15 protein-coding genes, 1 tRNA gene and 4 pseudogenes are annotated in these 16,381 nt (G+C 48.7%); 13 read left to right on the forward strand and 7 right to left on the reverse strand.

Annotated features, from left to right (window positions below):
• Positions 1-17: 17 nt before the first annotated feature.
• The 5 genes and pseudogenes from yafN to prfH all read left to right on the forward strand — a co-directional run.
• Positions 18-311: a type I toxin-antitoxin system antitoxin YafN gene (gene yafN, locus ACJHYD_RS15210; RefSeq protein ID WP_000554755.1), complete on the forward strand. Its 294-nt coding sequence runs from the start codon at positions 18-20 to the stop codon at positions 309-311.
• Positions 312-313: 2 nt separating this feature from the next.
• Positions 314-712 carry a type II toxin-antitoxin system mRNA interferase toxin YafO gene (gene yafO / locus ACJHYD_RS15215; RefSeq protein ID WP_001263491.1) on the forward strand — a complete coding sequence of 133 codons (399 nt, stop codon included), beginning with the start codon at positions 314-316 and terminating at the stop codon, positions 710-712.
• Positions 713-721: 9 nt separating this feature from the next.
• Positions 722-1,174, forward strand: coding sequence for a GNAT family N-acetyltransferase (locus ACJHYD_RS15220; protein ID WP_019842500.1), 453 nt, complete (start codon positions 722-724; stop codon positions 1,172-1,174).
• Between the two features lie 245 nt (positions 1,175-1,419).
• Positions 1,420-1,626, forward strand: a pseudogene (locus ACJHYD_RS15225) (RNA ligase RtcB family protein); the annotation flags it as partial.
• Positions 1,622-1,974, forward strand: a pseudogene (gene prfH / locus ACJHYD_RS15230) (peptide chain release factor H); the annotation flags it as partial. The pseudogenes ACJHYD_RS15225 and prfH, both read left to right, overlap by 5 nt.
• Before the next feature lie 56 nt (positions 1,975-2,030).
• On the opposite strand, the gene pepD reads toward prfH, so the two are convergent.
• A complete protein-coding gene (gene pepD / locus ACJHYD_RS15235; RefSeq protein ID WP_001293009.1) occupies positions 2,031-3,488 on the reverse strand; it encodes a cytosol nonspecific dipeptidase in 1,458 nt (485 codons plus the stop codon).
• Positions 3,489-3,748: 260 nt separating this feature from the next.
• Here pepD and gpt point away from each other — a divergent pair, with 260 nt between their 5' ends.
• From gpt to crl, 3 genes are all read left to right on the forward strand, one after another.
• Complete coding sequence (gpt, locus tag ACJHYD_RS15240; protein WP_001291990.1) at positions 3,749-4,207, forward strand: xanthine phosphoribosyltransferase; 459 nt, start codon at positions 3,749-3,751, stop codon at positions 4,205-4,207.
• Positions 4,208-4,298: 91 nt separating this feature from the next.
• Positions 4,299-5,543: an esterase FrsA gene (gene frsA, locus ACJHYD_RS15245; protein ID WP_000189541.1), complete on the forward strand. Its 1,245-nt coding sequence runs from the start codon at positions 4,299-4,301 to the stop codon at positions 5,541-5,543.
• A 57-nt stretch (positions 5,544-5,600) separates the two neighbouring features.
• Positions 5,601-6,002: a sigma factor-binding protein Crl gene (crl, locus tag ACJHYD_RS15250; RefSeq protein WP_000174684.1), complete on the forward strand. Its 402-nt coding sequence runs from the start codon at positions 5,601-5,603 to the stop codon at positions 6,000-6,002.
• Positions 6,003-6,040: 38 nt separating this feature from the next.
• Here crl and phoE read toward each other — a convergent pair whose 3' ends face one another.
• The gene (phoE, locus tag ACJHYD_RS15255) at positions 6,041-7,096 is read right to left on the reverse strand and encodes a phosphoporin PhoE (RefSeq protein WP_000749881.1); all 1,056 of its coding nucleotides are present in this window, start codon (positions 7,094-7,096) and stop codon (positions 6,041-6,043) included.
• A 287-nt stretch (positions 7,097-7,383) separates the two neighbouring features.
• On the opposite strand from phoE, the gene proB reads away from it, so the two are divergent.
• From proB to ACJHYD_RS15270, 3 genes are all read left to right on the forward strand, one after another.
• Positions 7,384-8,487 (forward strand): glutamate 5-kinase, encoded by a 1,104-nt coding sequence (proB, locus tag ACJHYD_RS15260; RefSeq protein ID WP_001285288.1) that lies wholly within the window; start codon positions 7,384-7,386, stop codon positions 8,485-8,487.
• 11 nt (positions 8,488-8,498) lie between these two features.
• Positions 8,499-9,752: a glutamate-5-semialdehyde dehydrogenase gene (proA, locus tag ACJHYD_RS15265; RefSeq protein WP_001550659.1), complete on the forward strand. Its 1,254-nt coding sequence runs from the start codon at positions 8,499-8,501 to the stop codon at positions 9,750-9,752.
• A gap of 114 nt (positions 9,753-9,866) precedes the next feature.
• Positions 9,867-9,942 (forward strand) — tRNA-Thr (locus ACJHYD_RS15270).
• A 14-nt stretch (positions 9,943-9,956) separates the two neighbouring features.
• Here the strand turns inward: ACJHYD_RS15270 and ACJHYD_RS15275 are convergent.
• The 5 genes and pseudogenes from ACJHYD_RS15275 to ACJHYD_RS15295 all read right to left on the reverse strand — a co-directional run.
• A pseudogene (locus ACJHYD_RS15275) lies at positions 9,957-10,160 on the reverse strand (integrase); the annotation flags it as partial.
• 49 nt (positions 10,161-10,209) lie between these two features.
• Positions 10,210-10,309: pseudogene (locus ACJHYD_RS15280) on the reverse strand (transcriptional regulator); the annotation flags it as partial.
• On the reverse strand, positions 10,306-10,776 hold the full coding sequence (locus tag ACJHYD_RS15285; protein ID WP_000201185.1) for a hypothetical protein: 471 nt from the start codon (positions 10,774-10,776) through the stop codon (positions 10,306-10,308). The gene ACJHYD_RS15285 and the pseudogene ACJHYD_RS15280, both read right to left, overlap by 4 nt.
• A 45-nt stretch (positions 10,777-10,821) precedes the next feature.
• On the reverse strand, positions 10,822-10,995 hold the full coding sequence (locus tag ACJHYD_RS15290; RefSeq protein ID WP_205412756.1) for an ash family protein: 174 nt from the start codon (positions 10,993-10,995) through the stop codon (positions 10,822-10,824).
• A 127-nt stretch (positions 10,996-11,122) separates the two neighbouring features.
• Positions 11,123-14,332, reverse strand: coding sequence for an RNA-directed DNA polymerase (locus tag ACJHYD_RS15295; protein WP_001521910.1), 3,210 nt, complete (start codon positions 14,330-14,332; stop codon positions 11,123-11,125).
• A gap of 315 nt (positions 14,333-14,647) precedes the next feature.
• On the opposite strand from ACJHYD_RS15295, the gene ACJHYD_RS15300 reads away from it, so the two are divergent.
• The gene (locus ACJHYD_RS15300; protein ID WP_001550661.1) at positions 14,648-15,430 is read left to right on the forward strand and encodes a type IV toxin-antitoxin system AbiEi family antitoxin domain-containing protein; all 783 of its coding nucleotides are present in this window, start codon (positions 14,648-14,650) and stop codon (positions 15,428-15,430) included.
• Entirely contained in the window at positions 15,417-16,337 is a 921-nt protein-coding gene (locus ACJHYD_RS15305) for a nucleotidyl transferase AbiEii/AbiGii toxin family protein (RefSeq protein ID WP_000365809.1), read from the forward strand. Before ACJHYD_RS15300 ends, ACJHYD_RS15305 begins: the two co-directional genes overlap by 14 nt.
• Positions 16,338-16,381 lie beyond the last annotated feature (44 nt).

Raw genomic sequence — 16,381 nt, forward strand, 5'->3', positions numbered from 1 at the left:
TATGAGGGTATCACTGTATGCATCGAATTCTCGCTGAAAAATCGGTCAATATCACTGAGTTACGTAAAAATCCAGCAAAATACTTTATTGATCAACCGGTTGCGGTTCTTTCTAATAATCGCCCCGCAGGATATCTCTTAAGTGCCAGCGCATTCGAAGCGTTAATGGACATGCTTGCAGAACAAGAGGAGAAAAAACTGGTGAAGGCGCGCTTCCGTCCGAGTGCCGCAAGATTAGAGGAAATTACACGCCGCGCTGAACAATATCTTAATGATATGACGGATGATGATTTCAATGACTTTAAGGAATAAGGATGCGGGTATTCAAAACAAAACTTATTCGCCTGCAACTTACAGCAGAGGAACTTGATGCGTTAACGGCGGATTTTATTTCCTATAAGCGTGACGGTGTTTTGCCAGATATATTTGGTCGCGATGCACTCTACGACGACTCGTTTACCTGGCCATTAATCAAATTTGAGCGAGTTGCTCATATTCATCTGGCAAATGTGAATAATCCATTTCCGCCACAGTTGCGCCAATTCAGCAGAACGAATGACGAAGCGCATTTGGTATATTGTCAGGGTGCGTTTGATGAGCAAGCATGGTTGCTCATTGCCATTCTGAAGCCTGAACCTCATAAACTGGCTCGAGATAACAACCAAATGCATAAAATTGGAAAAATGGCAGAAGCGTTTCGCATGCGTTTTTGAATTTATATTATGAATAACATACAAATAAGAGATTATCAGCCTGGCGATTTTCAGCAACTATGCGCTATTTTCATTAGAGCGGTTACGATGACCGCCAGTCAGCATTATTCACCACAACAAATTGCCGCCTGGGCGCAGATTGACGAATCTCGCTGGAAGGAGAAACTCGCGAAATCACAAGTGCGGGTTGCAGTCATTAATGCAAAACTGGTCGGCTTTATTACCTGCGTTGAACATTATATCGATATGTTATTTGTTGACCCTGAATACACCCGCCGTGGGGTTGCCAGCGCTTTGTTAAAACCTTTGATTAAGTCTGAATCCGAACTAACGGTAGATGCCAGCATAACCGCAAAACCCTTTTTTGAACGTTATGGTTTTCAGACAGTTAAGCAGCAGCGCGTTGAATGCCGGGGAGCGTGGTTTACTAATTTTTATATGCGATATAAACCGCAACATTAAATCCAGCTTGCAATGAAAATAACGCCCGCCTAGTATGTGCGCGTTTTCTTATTCCACAAACTGCAAGGAGGTAAATCATGACAAATCCTTTATCAATGACTCTTTGCAGACCTTTCCAGGATTAATTCTTTTTTTCTTGCCCTGGATTCGTCTGCCATTTCCTGATTTTTATATTTATATACTCTAAATAATTCGAGTCGCAGTACATGCAACTTGAAGTATGACGAGTATAAATGGAATGATACATGGGCAAATATATTCGTCCCTTATCCGATGCGGTATTTACCATCGCATCTGATGACCTGTGGATCGAGAGTTTAGCGATCCAACAATTACACACCACGGCAAATTTACCCAACATGCAGCGCGTAGTAGGGATGCCAGATTTACACCCCGGACGCGGCTACCCGATTGGCGCAGCGTTATTCTCTGTTGGTCGTTTTTACCCGGCAAGACGTCGCGGTAACGGTGCTGGAAACAGAAACGGGCCGCTGCTCTGACACGCTGCGTTCGGCGCTGATTTCTCTGGATGGCGATAACGCATGGGCATTAAGCGAAAGTTGGTGCGGCACTATTCAGTGGATTTGTCCGAGTCCGTATCGGCCTCATCATGGGCGCAAAAACTTGTTTCTGGGCATGCTAACAAGCGGCTGGCGCGATTGCTGATTGCCTGGAAGCTGGAACAACAGCAACAGGAAAATAGCGCGGTGCTGAAATCGCAGCGGCGAATGTTCCATCACCAGATTGAACGTGGCAACCCGAGACGGACATTTACAGGGATGGCTTTTATCGAAGGATAATGAAGGATGAAACTGCCGGAAGGCGATTAAACGCCATCCGGCAGCAAATCAAATAATTACTTCGCCGGAATTTCTTTCAGCAGTTCAGTCAGCAGTGTCCAGTAATGACCTACGCTTTCGATGTGAACTTGCTCATCCGGAGAGTGTGGACCGGTGATTGTTGGCCCGATAGAAACCATGTCCATTTCCGGATACGGTTTTTTAAACAGACCACATTCCAGGCCCGCGTGAATAATCTGGATGTTCGGCGTCTTGTTGAACAGTCGCTGATAGGTTTCACGTACCAGATGCATCACCGGAGAATTAGCGTCCGGCTGCCAGCCAGGATATGCGCCTTTCGCTTCGGTTTTCGCGCCAGCCAGTTTACCCAGCGAATCCAGCATGCTCACCACGTAGTCTTTACCGCTGTCGATCAGAGAACGGATCAGGCAGTGAATTTCTACGTTATTGTCAGTCATGGTCACCACACCGACGTTCAGGGAGGTTTCGACCACACCTTTTGCCACGTCGGAGTTGCGGATCACACCGTTCGGGGTGGCGTTCAGCAGACGAATAAAGGTATCGCGAGATTTCGCAATCAGGGCAGCTTTATCGTTCGCAACAGAGTCCAGCAGCAATGCCAGATTTTTCTCTTTCTCTGCCAGCTCGTTTTTCAGGATTTCCTGATAGGTATTCACCAGAGATTTCAGGGCGTCGACTTTATCAGCTGCGACAGCAATGGTCGCAAAGGCTTCACGCGGGATGGCGTTACGCAGTGTGCCACCGTTGAAATCGATAAGGCGCAGGTCCAGCTCTTCTGCATGACCCGCCAGGAAGCGCACCAGCAGTTTGTTGGCATTACCCAGGCCAACGTGGATTTCACCGCCGGAGTGACCGCCTTTTAGACCTTTTAAGGTTAACTTGAAGGTTTCAAAACCAGCTGGAACTGCTTCACGATCTAAATGCAGGTTGGAGGTGAAGTCGATACCCCCCGCGCAACCCATGTAGATTTCACCTTCCTCTTCGGAGTCGGTGTTAATCAGAATATCAGCCTGCAACCAGTTGCTCTGTAAGCCAAAAGCACCATCCATACCGGCTTCTTCGGTCATGGTCAGCAGCACTTCCAGCGGGCCGTGAACCACGTTTTCGTCAGCCAGAACCGCCAGCGCAGACGCCATACCAATGCCGTTATCCGCACCCAGCGTGGTGCCGCGCGCTTTAACCCATTCGCCATCAATATAAGGCTGGATAGGATCTTTAGTGAAGTCATGCACGGTGTCGTTATTTTTCTGTGGCACCATATCGAGGTGGGCCTGCAAGACGACCGGTTTACGATTTTCCATACCTGCGGTAGCAGGTTTACGAATCAGGATATTACCTACCTGATCGCGTTCGACATGGAAACCTTTCTCTTTTGCCCAACCAACAATGTATTCAGCGAGTTGCTCTTCATGATAGGACGGGTGAGGAATAGAACAGATTTTGGCAAAAATATCCCACAGCGGCTGTGGAGATAATTGAGACAGTTCAGACACGTTAAGTCTCCTTGTCGATCACCCGCAAAACAGTATTGCAGGTCACAGGGTTAGCAGAAAATGTTGTCAACACAAGACAGGCTTGCGAGATATGTTTGAGAATACCACTTTATCCCGCGTCAGGGAGAGGCAGTGCGTAAAAAGACGCGGACTCATGTGAAATACTGGTTTTTAGTGCGCCAGATCTCTATAATCTCGCGCAACCTATTTTCCCCTCGAACACTTTTTAAGCCGTAGATAAACAGGCTGGGACACTTCACATGAGCGAAAAATACATCGTCACCTGGGACATGTTGCAGATCCATGCACGTAAACTCGCAAGCCGACTGATGCCTTCTGAACAATGGAAAGGCATTATTGCCGTAAGCCGTGGCGGTCTGGTACCGGGTGCGTTACTGGCGCGTGAACTGGGTATTCGTCATGTCGATACCGTTTGTATTTCCAGCTACGATCACGACAACCAGCGCGAGCTTAAAGTGCTGAAACGCGCAGAAGGCGATGGCGAAGGCTTCATCGTTATTGATGACCTGGTGGATACCGGTGGCACTGCGGTTGCGATTCGTGAAATGTATCCAAAAGCGCACTTTGTCACCATCTTCGCAAAACCGGCTGGTCGTCCGCTGGTTGATGACTATGTTGTTGATATCCCGCAAGATACCTGGATCGAACAACCGTGGGATATGGGCGTCGTATTCGTCCCGCCAATCTCCGGTCGCTAATCTTTTCAACGCCTGGCACTGCCGGGCGTTGTTCTTTTTAACTTCAGGCGGGTTACAATAGTTTCCAGTAAGTATTCTGGAGGCTGCATCCATGACACAGGCAAACCTGAGCGAAACCCTGTTCAAACCCCGCTTTAAACATCCTGAAACCTCGACGCTAGTCCGCCGCTTTAATCACGGCGCACAACCGCCTGTGCAGTCGGCCCTTGATGGTAAAACCATCCCTCACTGGTATCGCATGATTAACCGTCTGATGTGGATCTGGCGCGGCATTGACCCACGTGAAATCCTCGACGTCCAGGCACGTATTGTGATGAGCGATGCCGAACGTACCGACGATGATTTATACGATACGGTGATTGGCTACCGTGGTGGCAACTGGATTTATGAGTGGGCCACCCAGGCGATGGTGTGGCAACAAAAAGCCTGTGCGGAAGAAGATCCGCAACTCAGTGGTCGTCACTGGCTGCATGCGGCTACGTTGTACAACATTGCCGCCTATCCTCATCTGAAAGGAGATGACCTGGCCGAGCAAGCGCAGGCTTTGTCAAACCGCGCCTATGAAGAGGCCGCTCAGCGTCTGCCGGGCACCATGCGGCAGATGGAGTTTACCGTACCCGGCGGTGCGCCCATCACCGGCTTTTTGCATATGCCGAAAGGCGATGGCCCGTTCCCGACAGTATTAATGTGTGGTGGTCTGGATGCGATGCAGACGGACTATTACAGCCTGTATGAACGTTATTTTGCGCCGCGCGGCATTGCGATGCTGACTATTGATATGCCGTCGGTGGGCTTTTCTTCAAAATGGAAGCTCACCCAGGACTCCAGCCTGTTGCATCAGCACGTCTTAAAGGCGCTGCCTAACGTACCGTGGGTAGATCACACTCGCGTCGCGGCCTTTGGTTTCCGTTTCGGCGCTAACGTTGCCGTGCGTCTGGCATACCTTGAATCGCCGCGTCTGAAAGCGGTTGCCTGTCTTGGTCCGGTAGTTCATACCCTGTTGAGTGATTTTAAGTGCCAGCAACAGGTGCCGGAAATGTATCTTGACGTTCTGGCGAGCCGTTTGGGGATGCATGATGCTTCCGACGAAGCGTTGCGCGTGGAGCTGAATCGCTATTCATTAAAAGTGCAAGGATTGCTGGGACGTCGCTGCCCAACGCCAATGTTATCAGGCTACTGGAAGAACGATCCGTTCAGCCCGGAAGAGGACTCACGCTTAATCACCTCATCATCTGCTGACGGTAAATTGTTAGAGATCCCATTTAACCCGGTGTATCGGAATTTTGACAAAGGTCTTCAGGAAATAACAGACTGGATTGAAAAACGATTGTGTTAAAAATTTGCTAAATTTTGCCAATTTGGTAAAACAGTTGCATCACAACAGGAGATTGCAATGACGTTACCGAGTGGACACCCGAAGAGCAGATTGATCAAAAAATTTACCGCACTAGGCCCGTATATTCGTGAAGGTAAGTGCGAAGATAATCGATTCTTTTTCGATTGTCTGGCTGTATGCGTCAACGTGAAACCGGCACCGGAAGTGCGTGAGTTCTGGGGCTGGTGGATGGAACTGGAAGCGCAGGAATCCCGTTTTACCTACAGTTACCAGTTTGGTCTGTTCGATAAAGCAGGCGACTGGACGAGTGTTCAGATAAAAGATGCCGAAGTGGTTGAACGACTGGAGCACACCCTGCGTGAATTTCACGAGAAGCTGCGTGAGCTGCTGGCGACGCTGAATCTGAAGCTGGAACCGGCGGATGATTTTCGTGATGAACCGGTGAAGTTAACGGCGTGAGTGAAATGTGCCGGATGCATCACATCCGGCAATATCCATTAAAACTGATAGGTCATGCCAACCGCGACAATATCATCATTATTGATGTTCAGCTTATTATCGCTATCCAGTTGGTTGATTTTATAATCAACAAACGCTGACATATTTTTGTTGAAATAATATGTAGCACCGACGTCGATATAATTGACCAGATCTTCATCACCGATGCCTTCAATATCTTTCCCTTTCGATAAGACATAACCCAGCGACGGACGCAGACCAAAGTCAAACTGGTATTGGGCGACCGCTTCAAAGTTCTGTGTCTTATTGGCAAAGCCGCCAGTTATTGGCGTCATTTTGCGTGTTTCAGAATAGAAAGTTGCCAGATAAATATTATTGGCATCGTATTTCAGACCTGTTGCCCATGCTTCTGCACGCTTGCCTGTGCCACGGCTTTGCAGGTTCTGCTCGTTAGTGCGATCGGAGTTGGTATAGGCCCCACTGATGGCGAAATCGCTGCCACCAAAGTCATATGTCAATGACGTACCGAAGCCATCGCCGTTTTGCTTTTTAACGTCGCGGTTTTCGTTTTTCCCTTGATATTGCAGGGTTAAGTTCAGGCCATCGATAACGCCGAAGAAGTCGGTGTTCCGATACGTCGCCAGACCGCTGGCGCGTTTGGTCATAAAGTTGTCGGTCTGCGCCGAGGAGTCGCCACCAAATTCCGGGAACATATCGGTCCAGGCTTCCACGTCATACAGCGCGCCCAGGTTACGACCATAATCGAAAGAACCCAAATCTTTATATTTCAACCCGGCAAAAGCGAGACGCGTTTTTTGCTGTGCAGTATCACTCTCCGCTTTATTACCGGCAAACTCTGCTTCCCAACGACCATAACCCGTCAGTTGATCGTTAATTTGTGTTTCGCCTTTAAAACCAAAACGGATATAACTCTGGTCGCCATCTTTACTGTCGTTATCACTCATATAATGCATGGCTTTAACTTTGCCATAGACATCCAGTTTATTACCGTCTTTGTTATATATTTCTGCGGCCTGTACGGATGCAGATGCCACAATGCCCATCACCACTAATGCCAGAGTGCTCTTTTTCATTTTCATTCCTGATTTTAATTAACGCGCGAATATTCAGCGGGAGAGTCCCGTTGAAAACAGGAAAGTTTTTAACCTGAGATTGTTAAAGATATATTACAGATTAATAATATTCTTAAAATGTGGTAATTTATTAAATCTGTAATAAAAGCGTAAACAACTGCCGCTACGCTTGCTGATCCCGCGCAACAAAACGCCATGCTTTGCTCGCAGATGGTTGGCAACCGACGACAGTCCTGCTAAAACGTTCGTTTGATATCATTTTTCCTAAAATTGAATGGCAGAGAATCATGAGTGACAGCCAGACGCTGGTGGTAAAACTCGGCACCAGTGTGCTAACAGGCGGATCGCGCCGCCTGAACCGTGCCCATATCGTTGAACTTGTTCGCCAGTGCGCGCAGTTACATGCCGCCGGGCATCGGATTGTTATTGTGACGTCGGGCGCGATCGCCGCCGGACGTGAGCACCTGGGTTACCCGGAACTGCCAGCGACTATCGCCTCGAAACAACTGCTGGCGGCGGTAGGGCAGAGTCGACTGATTCAACTGTGGGAACAGCTGTTTTCGATTTATGGCATTCACGTCGGGCAAATGCTGCTGACTCGTGCTGATATGGAAGACCGTGAACGCTTCCTGAACGCCCGCGACACCCTGCGTGCGTTGCTCGATAACAATATCGTTCCGGTAATCAATGAGAACGATGCTGTCGCTACGGCAGAGATTAAGGTCGGCGATAACGATAACCTTTCTGCGCTGGCGGCGATTCTGGCGGGTGCCGATAAACTGTTGCTGCTGACCGATCAAAAAGGTTTGTATACCGCTGACCCGCGCAGCAATCCGCAGGCAGAACTGATTAAAGATGTTTACGGCATTGATGACGCACTGCGCGCGATTGCCGGTGACAGCGTTTCAGGCCTCGGAACTGGCGGCATGAGTACCAAATTGCAGGCCGCGGACGTGGCTTGCCGTGCGGGTATCGACACCATTATTGCCGCGGGCAGCAAGCCGGGCGTTATTGGTGATGTGATGGAAGGCATTTCCGTCGGTACGCTGTTCCATGCCCAGGCGACTCCGCTTGAAAACCGTAAACGCTGGATTTTCGGTGCGCCGCCGGCGGGTGAAATCACGGTAGATGAAGGGGCAACTGCCGCCATTCTTGAACGCGGCAGTTCCCTGTTGCCGAAAGGCATTAAAAGCGTGACTGGCAATTTCTCGCGTGGTGAAGTCATCCGCATTTGCAACCTCGAAGGTCGCGATATCGCTCACGGCGTCAGTCGTTACAACAGCGATGCATTACGCCGCATTGCCGGACACCACTCGCAAGAAATTGATGCAATACTGGGATATGAATATGGCCCGGTTGCCGTTCACCGTGATGACATGATTACCCGTTAAGGAGCAGGCTGATGCTGGAACAAATGGGCATTGCCGCGAAGCAAGCCTCGTATAAATTAGCGCAACTCTCCAGCCGCGAAAAAAATCGCGTGCTGGAAAAAATCGCCGATGAACTGGAAGCACAAAGCGAAATCATCCTCAACGCTAACGCCCAGGATGTTGCTGACGCGCGTGCCAATGGCCTTAGCGAAGCGATGCTTGACCGTCTGGCACTGACGCCCGCACGGCTGAAAGGCATCGCCGACGATGTGCGTCAGGTGTGTAATCTCGCCGATCCGGTGGGGCAGGTAATCGATGGCGGCGTACTGGACAGCGGCCTGCGTCTTGAGCGTCGTCGCGTACCGCTGGGGGTTATTGGCGTGATTTATGAAGCGCGCCCGAACGTGACGGTTGATGTCGCTTCGCTGTGCCTGAAAACCGGTAACGCGGTGATCCTGCGTGGTGGCAAAGAAACCTGTCGCACTAACGCTGCAACGGTAGCGGTGATTCAGGACGCCCTGAAATCCTGCGGCTTACCGGCGGGTGCCGTGCAGGCGATTGATAATCCTGACCGTGCGCTGGTCAGTGAAATGCTGCGTATGGATAAATACATCGACATGCTGATCCCGCGTGGAGGCGCTGGCCTGCATAAGCTGTGCCGCGAACAGTCGACAATCCCGGTGATCACAGGCGGTATAGGCGTATGCCATATTTACGTTGATGAAAGTGCAGAGATCGCTGAAGCCCTGAAAGTAATCGTCAACGCAAAAACTCAGCGTCCGAGCACATGTAATACGGTAGAAACGTTGCTGGTAAATAAAAACATCGCCGATAGCTTCCTGCCCGCATTAAGCAAGCAAATGGCGGAAAGCAGCGTGGCATTACACGCAGATGTAGCTGCGCTGGCGCAGTTGCAGGCAGGCCCCGCGAAGGTGGTGGCTGTTAAAGCCGAAGAGTATGACGATGAGTTTCTGTCATTAGATTTGAACGTTAAAATCGTCAGCGATCTTGACGATGCCATCGCCCATATTCGTGAACACGGCACACAACACTCCGATGCGATCCTGACCCGCGATATGCGCAACGCCCAGCGTTTTGTTAACGAAGTGGATTCGTCCGCTGTTTACGTTAACGCCTCTACGCGTTTTACCGATGGCGGCCAGTTTGGTCTGGGTGCGGAAGTGGCGGTAAGCACACAAAAACTCCACGCGCGTGGCCCAATGGGGCTGGAAGCACTGACCACTTACAAGTGGATCGGCATTGGTGATTACACCATTCGTGCGTAAATAAAACCGGGTGATGCAAAAGTAGCCATTTGATTCACAAGGCCATTGACGCATCGCCCGGTTAGTTTTAACCTTGTCCACCGTGATTCACGTTCGTGAACATGTCCTTTCAGGGCCGATATAGCTCAGTTGGTAGAGCAGCGCATTCGTAATGCGAAGGTCGGAGGTTCGACTCCTCTTATCGGCACCATTAAAATCAATAAGTTACACATCATTAGTACCTTCCTTATTTTTTGACTGGGACAAATTTGGGACCGATGGGTTCAGGACTGAGTCTATTTGCCGTGCGTGTTCGGTAAGGTGATTAGGCGCGAGGTGAGCATATCGACGAACCATTTCGATAGACTCCCAGCCTCCCATTTCTGAAAATGCAAGAAGAGAAACACTGGACTGAACCAGCCTGCTTGCCTTTGCTATCAAAGTACCTTGAAGGCCAGATGATTTCTGGCGATATTTACAGCGCTTCCGCAATGAGTTTTTCTCTGTGCCGCCAGAGGCGTTCCCCGCTTTTTCAGCACCGCAATAATGTCGGCGGAATGCCAGTCCTGTTGCATCATGCGGCCACCTCGCTGATAAATTTTACGCCGTCGGCGGTACGCAGCCAGCGTGGGGCTTTGAGTCCTTCCGTGAAATACCAGACCAGCTCACACAGCAGCCCGGTCAGGGTTTGCTCCATTTTTGGTTCCGCCGGACGTTCCAGCAGAAGCTGGAGTAGTGCGAGGCAGTATTCGCACAAGGAATCAGGTTCGGAAATAAAGTGCTCTGGTGTGGCGGGAAGGGTATCCACGGTCAGGCTTTCGGTAAGATGCGGTGGGATGGGGTCGTGTAGTGTGGGTTGCAGTAGCGCAAGAGCCGCGTGAAGCCGCCCGCAGAGCGCCAGTCGTAGCGCTGGATCGTCGGTTTCAATCAGGGTTTCGGCAAAGCGGGCGCAGTAGTCAGCAAGGACAGTGAAATCCGTGGTGGCATTGAAGGGGACGGTCAATAGATCGAGTAAATCGCTGTCAGTGGTGAGGATTGTAGCCATAGGGCAACCTCCGATAAGTGGGTGTTCAAGCCACCACCGGAGAGGCTAATCTCGCGGGTGGTGGAACCGGGCAGGGTTAGCCTTACCAGCCTTATCGGACACTGGCGCGTCTTGCGACGCCCCCGCCCGGCCCACCATTGAGATGTAACCGTGCGAACAACACAAAAAAAGACGCTGGCGCGTCATGTGTCGCCGATAAGATTTCTTCAGGAGGCTAATCCCGACGCCTGATTTTGCAGGCGCGGGAGAAAGATACTGCGATTGGTCATGAGTGGCAAGGGCTACATCATGTTTACCAACATCTCACGCAAAAATACCCTGATTATTAATAGCGAAAATCAGTTTCTTATTTTGGCGGTAGCTTTTTGCGGTTCTTTGCCAACTGGAATCCTTCAGGTAACGGTTTGAATTTATCGCCGCCTTTAGGCCAGCGTTTTGCCCTGCTCTGAAATGCCCTTAACGAGTCGATATCCAGCGTTGCAGCGACCACAAAGTCATTATCACCGCCCTTCACACGAGCAATATCACGCATAAAGGGTTCTTTTGCCGGGGAACGTACGCGACTATCGCCGTATTTTCGGTTATTCACTAAAATAGTATAGGCATGAATATCCAGCGCTGCTGATTCAATCAACGATGCAAACGTATCTAGATCTTTATTCCAGCTCAATACCATTAATGCATCGAGTGCGCCCTGAAAACGGATCCTCGCTTTACTATTCTGGAGTTCAGAGCAAATCATAACGCCAAAATTGACGCCGTGATGAATATATACCGGCTTACGTTGTTTAACATTAAGTGTCGAATCCCAAGACTTACCATAAATTGAAAATAATGCCTCATCTTCACCTACGGCGGGTTCCAGCTTGGGTTGCCATATTTTGACACTCGCTGGATAGCCGAGTCTGTTATCTGAAAGGACAAGTACGGCCTCACTCTTCAGTTGATTATCGTCTAAGTGGCGGTATTCTGTTCCCGCAATTAGACTGATACCCGCCGAACTCAAACGATCAGCAATACTGTTAACCCAGCGTAACGGGATTGAAAGCTCAGGGAATAAAACATAATCAGGTTTAGGAGATAGTTTCAATGTTGCATTAACCAGTTCAGAAATCCGCTGGTACCTTGAACGGGACAAGTTAGATTTATTGCAGGCCATTTTAGCCCAGTCGTCCTCCTCTGTTTTAATGCTGGTTAGCGCAACGACAACTTTATGTTTCCTGTCTGTGCCAATATGAATGAATTTCTTAGGCCGAGCTTTTTTTGTCGCTTCATCTGAGTCCTGCTCCGATGCTAGCAACGTCGGTTTGATCCATACTCCGCGTAATGCTTGAGTATATTTTGCCCAAATGGTGGACGGTCTCTCATCTGGTTTTTTGTCGGATGTGGAGGGTAATCCAACACATTCGGGGGCCAGTTCTGATATTTCAGCGGGTGTTAAAGGACGTGTAGGGAAAATGTAAGGTAGGTAACTTTCGTTCTTACGATTTCCTTTAGCCACTTTTTCCAGTCGGGTATTCTTGGTTGATTTCAAAAATAGCTTAATAACGTCAATATCAATAAGCGATGAGTCGCTCATTAATTTCAGTATTTTAACTTCTTTTTTACTATCACGCTGATTAACAAGTTTTTCTGCCGACTGACTCTTTACGATCTGTTTATAAGGTTCCTTTGCTAAATCAGCTCGAGCTACCAATGGCGCTTTTAAATAAAAATCTGCTGAATCAAAGCGAAGATCCAGTAAATCCTTTAGATTCGTCAGACTTTGTGAAATATGATTAAAAAATGTATCCGCAAGGCACTCTTCTTTCTTTGAACGTTTATCAAGAAATAATCTGTCAGGACTGTAATATCGTGTCGCTGCATCAACAAATAGCCAGCTTAATGTGCCTTTTATACAGCGCCAAAGATCATTTACTGCTCGAGTTTTGCAACCATTTATATTCACTTCCTTACCTGAAGTAATCACCGATGCCAACAGGTTGATGGATTCGTAAGCTTTAAGTACAATTTTTTCCGCGTGCTGCCATTCATTCATACTGATAGCAAAGCCAAGCAGCCTTGGCAGATAACTAAAATGTGCAAATAGATTATCAGCCCTAAGAATATGGTTGTAGGCAAACTGATAAAACTCTTCCCGCTGTTCTTTCCATTCACTTGGAGGCAGATCTCGTGCCAGTGTTTCAACGTAGCGTAATTGCAGTGACCAGCCCAAACGACGAATGGTTAATCCATCCGCACGGCGCAGAGTATCGGCATTTTCACCTACACTACCGGCAGCGGAAAGGACTTTAGCTGCGGTGGAGTGTTCCAGTTGATCCGGTGAAGGCATCAAGCGGTGTTCACTAGAAAGCTCGTAGATCTCCTTTTCGATACTGTCGAGCAGGTCTATTCCAGCCCTCCCTTGAAGCACGAAAAGTTTTTGCTTATCGGATTGTAACTGGATGGTGGTCTTACCCTGGAAATGCTCGCCCTGCTGTATTTGCCATATTTGTTTTTGCTCGTTTTTCAAATAAACGCAATCATTGCCAAGCCTATCTTGCAGCAATAACATAAATTCGTGATTATTAGTAATTGTCCCTGTATCGCGTATTACAAGGAACATATCATCGACATAACGACCGTAGTGAATTGGTGATAGTTTTTCAATGACTAATTTATCCCAATGGTGTAGCAATATATTTGAAATGATCCGACTGGCTGTTAATCCAATGACCAGACCACCATTAATAACAGGTGTTTTGTACGCTATTTTCTTTCCAAATGCCGCTGCGCCGTCAGACCAGTGCTTTAAGAATACTGCTAACTGTGCAGTAAACGCTTTTTCATCCTCAGTCAGTTTTATGTTTAGTGTGTTATAGAGATCATCAGAGGTTATAGCCAGTGGATCAATAAAATGATAGTAACTTTTTAAATCCAGTGAGGCGGCGATAATGTCACGATCTTTTTCCAACTCGTCACGTATAGCTTTTAAGCCATCACCACGCCATTTTTGGTAGGGCTGGAAGTAGGGGCTAAAAGAACCCACGGCACTGATATGGAATGGATTATCCTGCTCATTGCTAAATAATTCATCATTACGAATACGCTTTAGCCGCGCGCCATAGCAACAGTTATCTAAGCTGGCATCAAATTTATGCCCGACCATGTTAATCCATAGTGCAGAGATAATGTGACTATCAACCGGGAAGTCACCAATAATACGAAACTCTGGTATCAGATCAAAATTATTAAATAAATGGTCGGCTGCTCGTTTAGGATTAGAAAAGTGGACGTGTCCATTTTGGGATTCATGTTTTTTCTTTGTGGTTAATTTTTTCGGTAACAAACGAAATTTGCCAATCAACTTCTTATTGCTACTGAATCCATCTTCGCTCTGCAAAAGATCTAAGAGTTTTTGCAGGTTTTCAAGTAATTCCTGCTCATACTCGGCAAATTTGATAGCAACAGGAAATGTATTCTCAAAGAAGCTATCGGCTTTTGCTTTCCGGTAAGCGACCAGAAGGTCTTCAATCGTCAGATCATCCCAGCCAGTGAAAATTGCCTGATATGTCATGCGTTATCGTCCTTAGATTACAGTCTGTACAGAATTAGCCAGCCGTTTCATGCCCGAAGGGGGGCTCTTGACACCAGTAATCCATCAGTGAGGCTGGCAATAATTTTGATTTGTATCCATGTTACACGCTCCCCGCAACCAGTCCGAGCATATATTTGTCACATTTTTCCCGAAAGTGATTAAGTTTGAATTTTTTGTTTAATGTCGATTTTTAGTCGACAAAATGAGGAATAAGTAAACTATTTCTTGCTGTGGCGTATCCCTGAATCTACACTGGTTTAAATATTTGTACTAATGTCTATTCAGAGGCGACAGTTGCCAAACTATCTAAACTGGCTGATGCAGCACACGCTACCCGGCCAGGTGCTGCTCCAGTCATGGCTTACCCGCAACGGCATAGATCGTAAGCTCTCTTATCTCTATGTGAAGAATGGCTGGCTCAGGCGGATCGCTCACGGCGTATACTGCCGGACGGGTCGTGAACCGGATTGGGTGGATGCGGTTTACTGCCTGCAATCGCAGTGGGAAAAGCCTGTTCGGGTGGCGGGGCTAACCAGCCTTGCGCTTCAGGGTCATGCGCACTATACCGAACAGGGTAAGCCGCAGGTCTGGCTCGCGCTTCCGGCTTACGTCAAACTGCCGGGATGGTTTTCTGCCTTTGAACAATCCGCAACGTTTGTCACGCTGTATACGTCAGGCCTTACCGCTGATGTAACGCCATTTACTACGGAACTGAAAATTGGCGACCGCCAGTTAGCAGGCAGTGTTCCGGAACTGGCCGCGTATGAGATCGCCTGCGGCGTTCCTTCGTTAATCTCGTTCGAACATGCCGATGCTCTGTTTCAGGGGTTGAATCTTCTCAGCCCACGCAAATTGCAGGCACTGCTTCGCGCCAGCCATTCGGTTAAAACCAACCGGGTGATGCTTTACCTTGCCCGGCGTAATGGACACCCTTATTTTCAGTATATTGATCAAAGCGGTATAGAAACAGGTACGGGAAAGCGGCAAATCATACCCGGCGGCTGGCTGGAGCCGGATTATCAAATTACTGTTCCACGCGCATTTAAACCGGAAGGAGTCGAAGATGGATCTGCGTGATAGCTATGCCCGGCAGGTCAAACTGTTGATGGCCGCTCTGCCGTATGTGGCGAAGGAGTCCTGTTTCGCGTTGAAAGGCGGCACCGCAATCAATTTGTTTGTGCAGGATTTTCCCCGTCTGTCGGTGGATATTGATCTGGCGTACAAGAGCTTTGCGGATCGCGATACTGATTTGGCGGCTATCAACGACGCTTTGAAGAGGATTACTGCATCGCTGAACGGCAGACCGGGGATCACCGCGATTCGGCAGGAAAATAAAGCGGATGAAAAGCGCATCATTGTGAATACCGCTGATGCAAAGATTAAGATCGAGGTTAGCCCGGTCTGGCGCGGGCTGTTGTTGCCTCCGGCAGAAATGCCTGTGTGCGAACGTGTGGAAATGGAGTATGGCTTCACCACCATGAGTGTCGTCTCGCTGGCGGATCTTTATGGCGGTAAAATCTGCGCTGCGCTTGATCGTCAGCACCCGCGCGATCTGTTTGATGTGCTGAATATGCTGGAGAAACCGGGACTGATGCGGGAGATCTTTGACGGTTTTCTTTGTTATCTGGCAGGCCATCCCCGCCCCATCGCCGAGTTGCTGGCTCCAAACTGGGATACAGAGCGGATCGCCACGTTGTACGCGCAGGAATTTTCAGGGATGACGCAACAGGAAACGTCGCTGGAATCGCTTCTGTCAGTAACGACTTTGCTGCCGCAGGCGTTGAAGTCACATCTTACGGATCTGGATCGCGAGTTCTTGCTCAGTTTTAAGCAAAACAGCCCTGACTGGTCGCGGTATCGCTATCCTGAAATTCAGCATCTTCCGGCTATTCGCTGGAAGCAACGCAATCTGGCGGTGCTTAAAGATAAAAATCCGGCGAAGTATGTGGCGGCGGTGAATAAGCTAGAGAGGGTTCTGGCGTAATCAATAGACCAGCATTAATCACGGATGATTACCAATCAGACAGA

It is taken from the genome of Escherichia sp. WS1368, assembly GCF_046487485.1.
Taxonomy (GTDB): Bacteria; Pseudomonadota; Gammaproteobacteria; order Enterobacterales; family Enterobacteriaceae; genus Escherichia; species Escherichia coli.

Bases quoted from the DNA above. Each gene is read 5' to 3' on its own strand.
- ACJHYD_RS15285 (WP_000201185.1), bottom strand. From the start codon at position 10,776: ATGGCTACAATCCTCACCACTGACAGCGATTTACTCGATCTATTGACC.
- gpt (WP_001291990.1), top strand. From the start codon at position 3,749: ATGAGCGAAAAATACATCGTCACCTGGGACATGTTGCAGATCCATGCA.
- frsA (WP_000189541.1), top strand. From the start codon at position 4,299: ATGACACAGGCAAACCTGAGCGAAACCCTGTTCAAACCCCGCTTTAAA.
- crl (WP_000174684.1), top strand. From the start codon at position 5,601: ATGACGTTACCGAGTGGACACCCGAAGAGCAGATTGATCAAAAAATTT.
- yafN (WP_000554755.1), top strand. From the start codon at position 18: ATGCATCGAATTCTCGCTGAAAAATCGGTCAATATCACTGAGTTACGT.
- proA (WP_001550659.1), top strand. From the start codon at position 8,499: ATGCTGGAACAAATGGGCATTGCCGCGAAGCAAGCCTCGTATAAATTA.
- proB (WP_001285288.1), top strand. From the start codon at position 7,384: ATGAGTGACAGCCAGACGCTGGTGGTAAAACTCGGCACCAGTGTGCTA.
- yafO (WP_001263491.1), top strand. From the start codon at position 314: ATGCGGGTATTCAAAACAAAACTTATTCGCCTGCAACTTACAGCAGAG.
- ACJHYD_RS15220 (WP_019842500.1), top strand. From the start codon at position 722: ATGAATAACATACAAATAAGAGATTATCAGCCTGGCGATTTTCAGCAA.
- phoE (WP_000749881.1), bottom strand. From the start codon at position 7,096: ATGAAAAAGAGCACTCTGGCATTAGTGGTGATGGGCATTGTGGCATCT.
- ACJHYD_RS15295 (WP_001521910.1), bottom strand. From the start codon at position 14,332: ATGACATATCAGGCAATTTTCACTGGCTGGGATGATCTGACGATTGAA.
- ACJHYD_RS15305 (WP_000365809.1), top strand. From the start codon at position 15,417: ATGGATCTGCGTGATAGCTATGCCCGGCAGGTCAAACTGTTGATGGCC.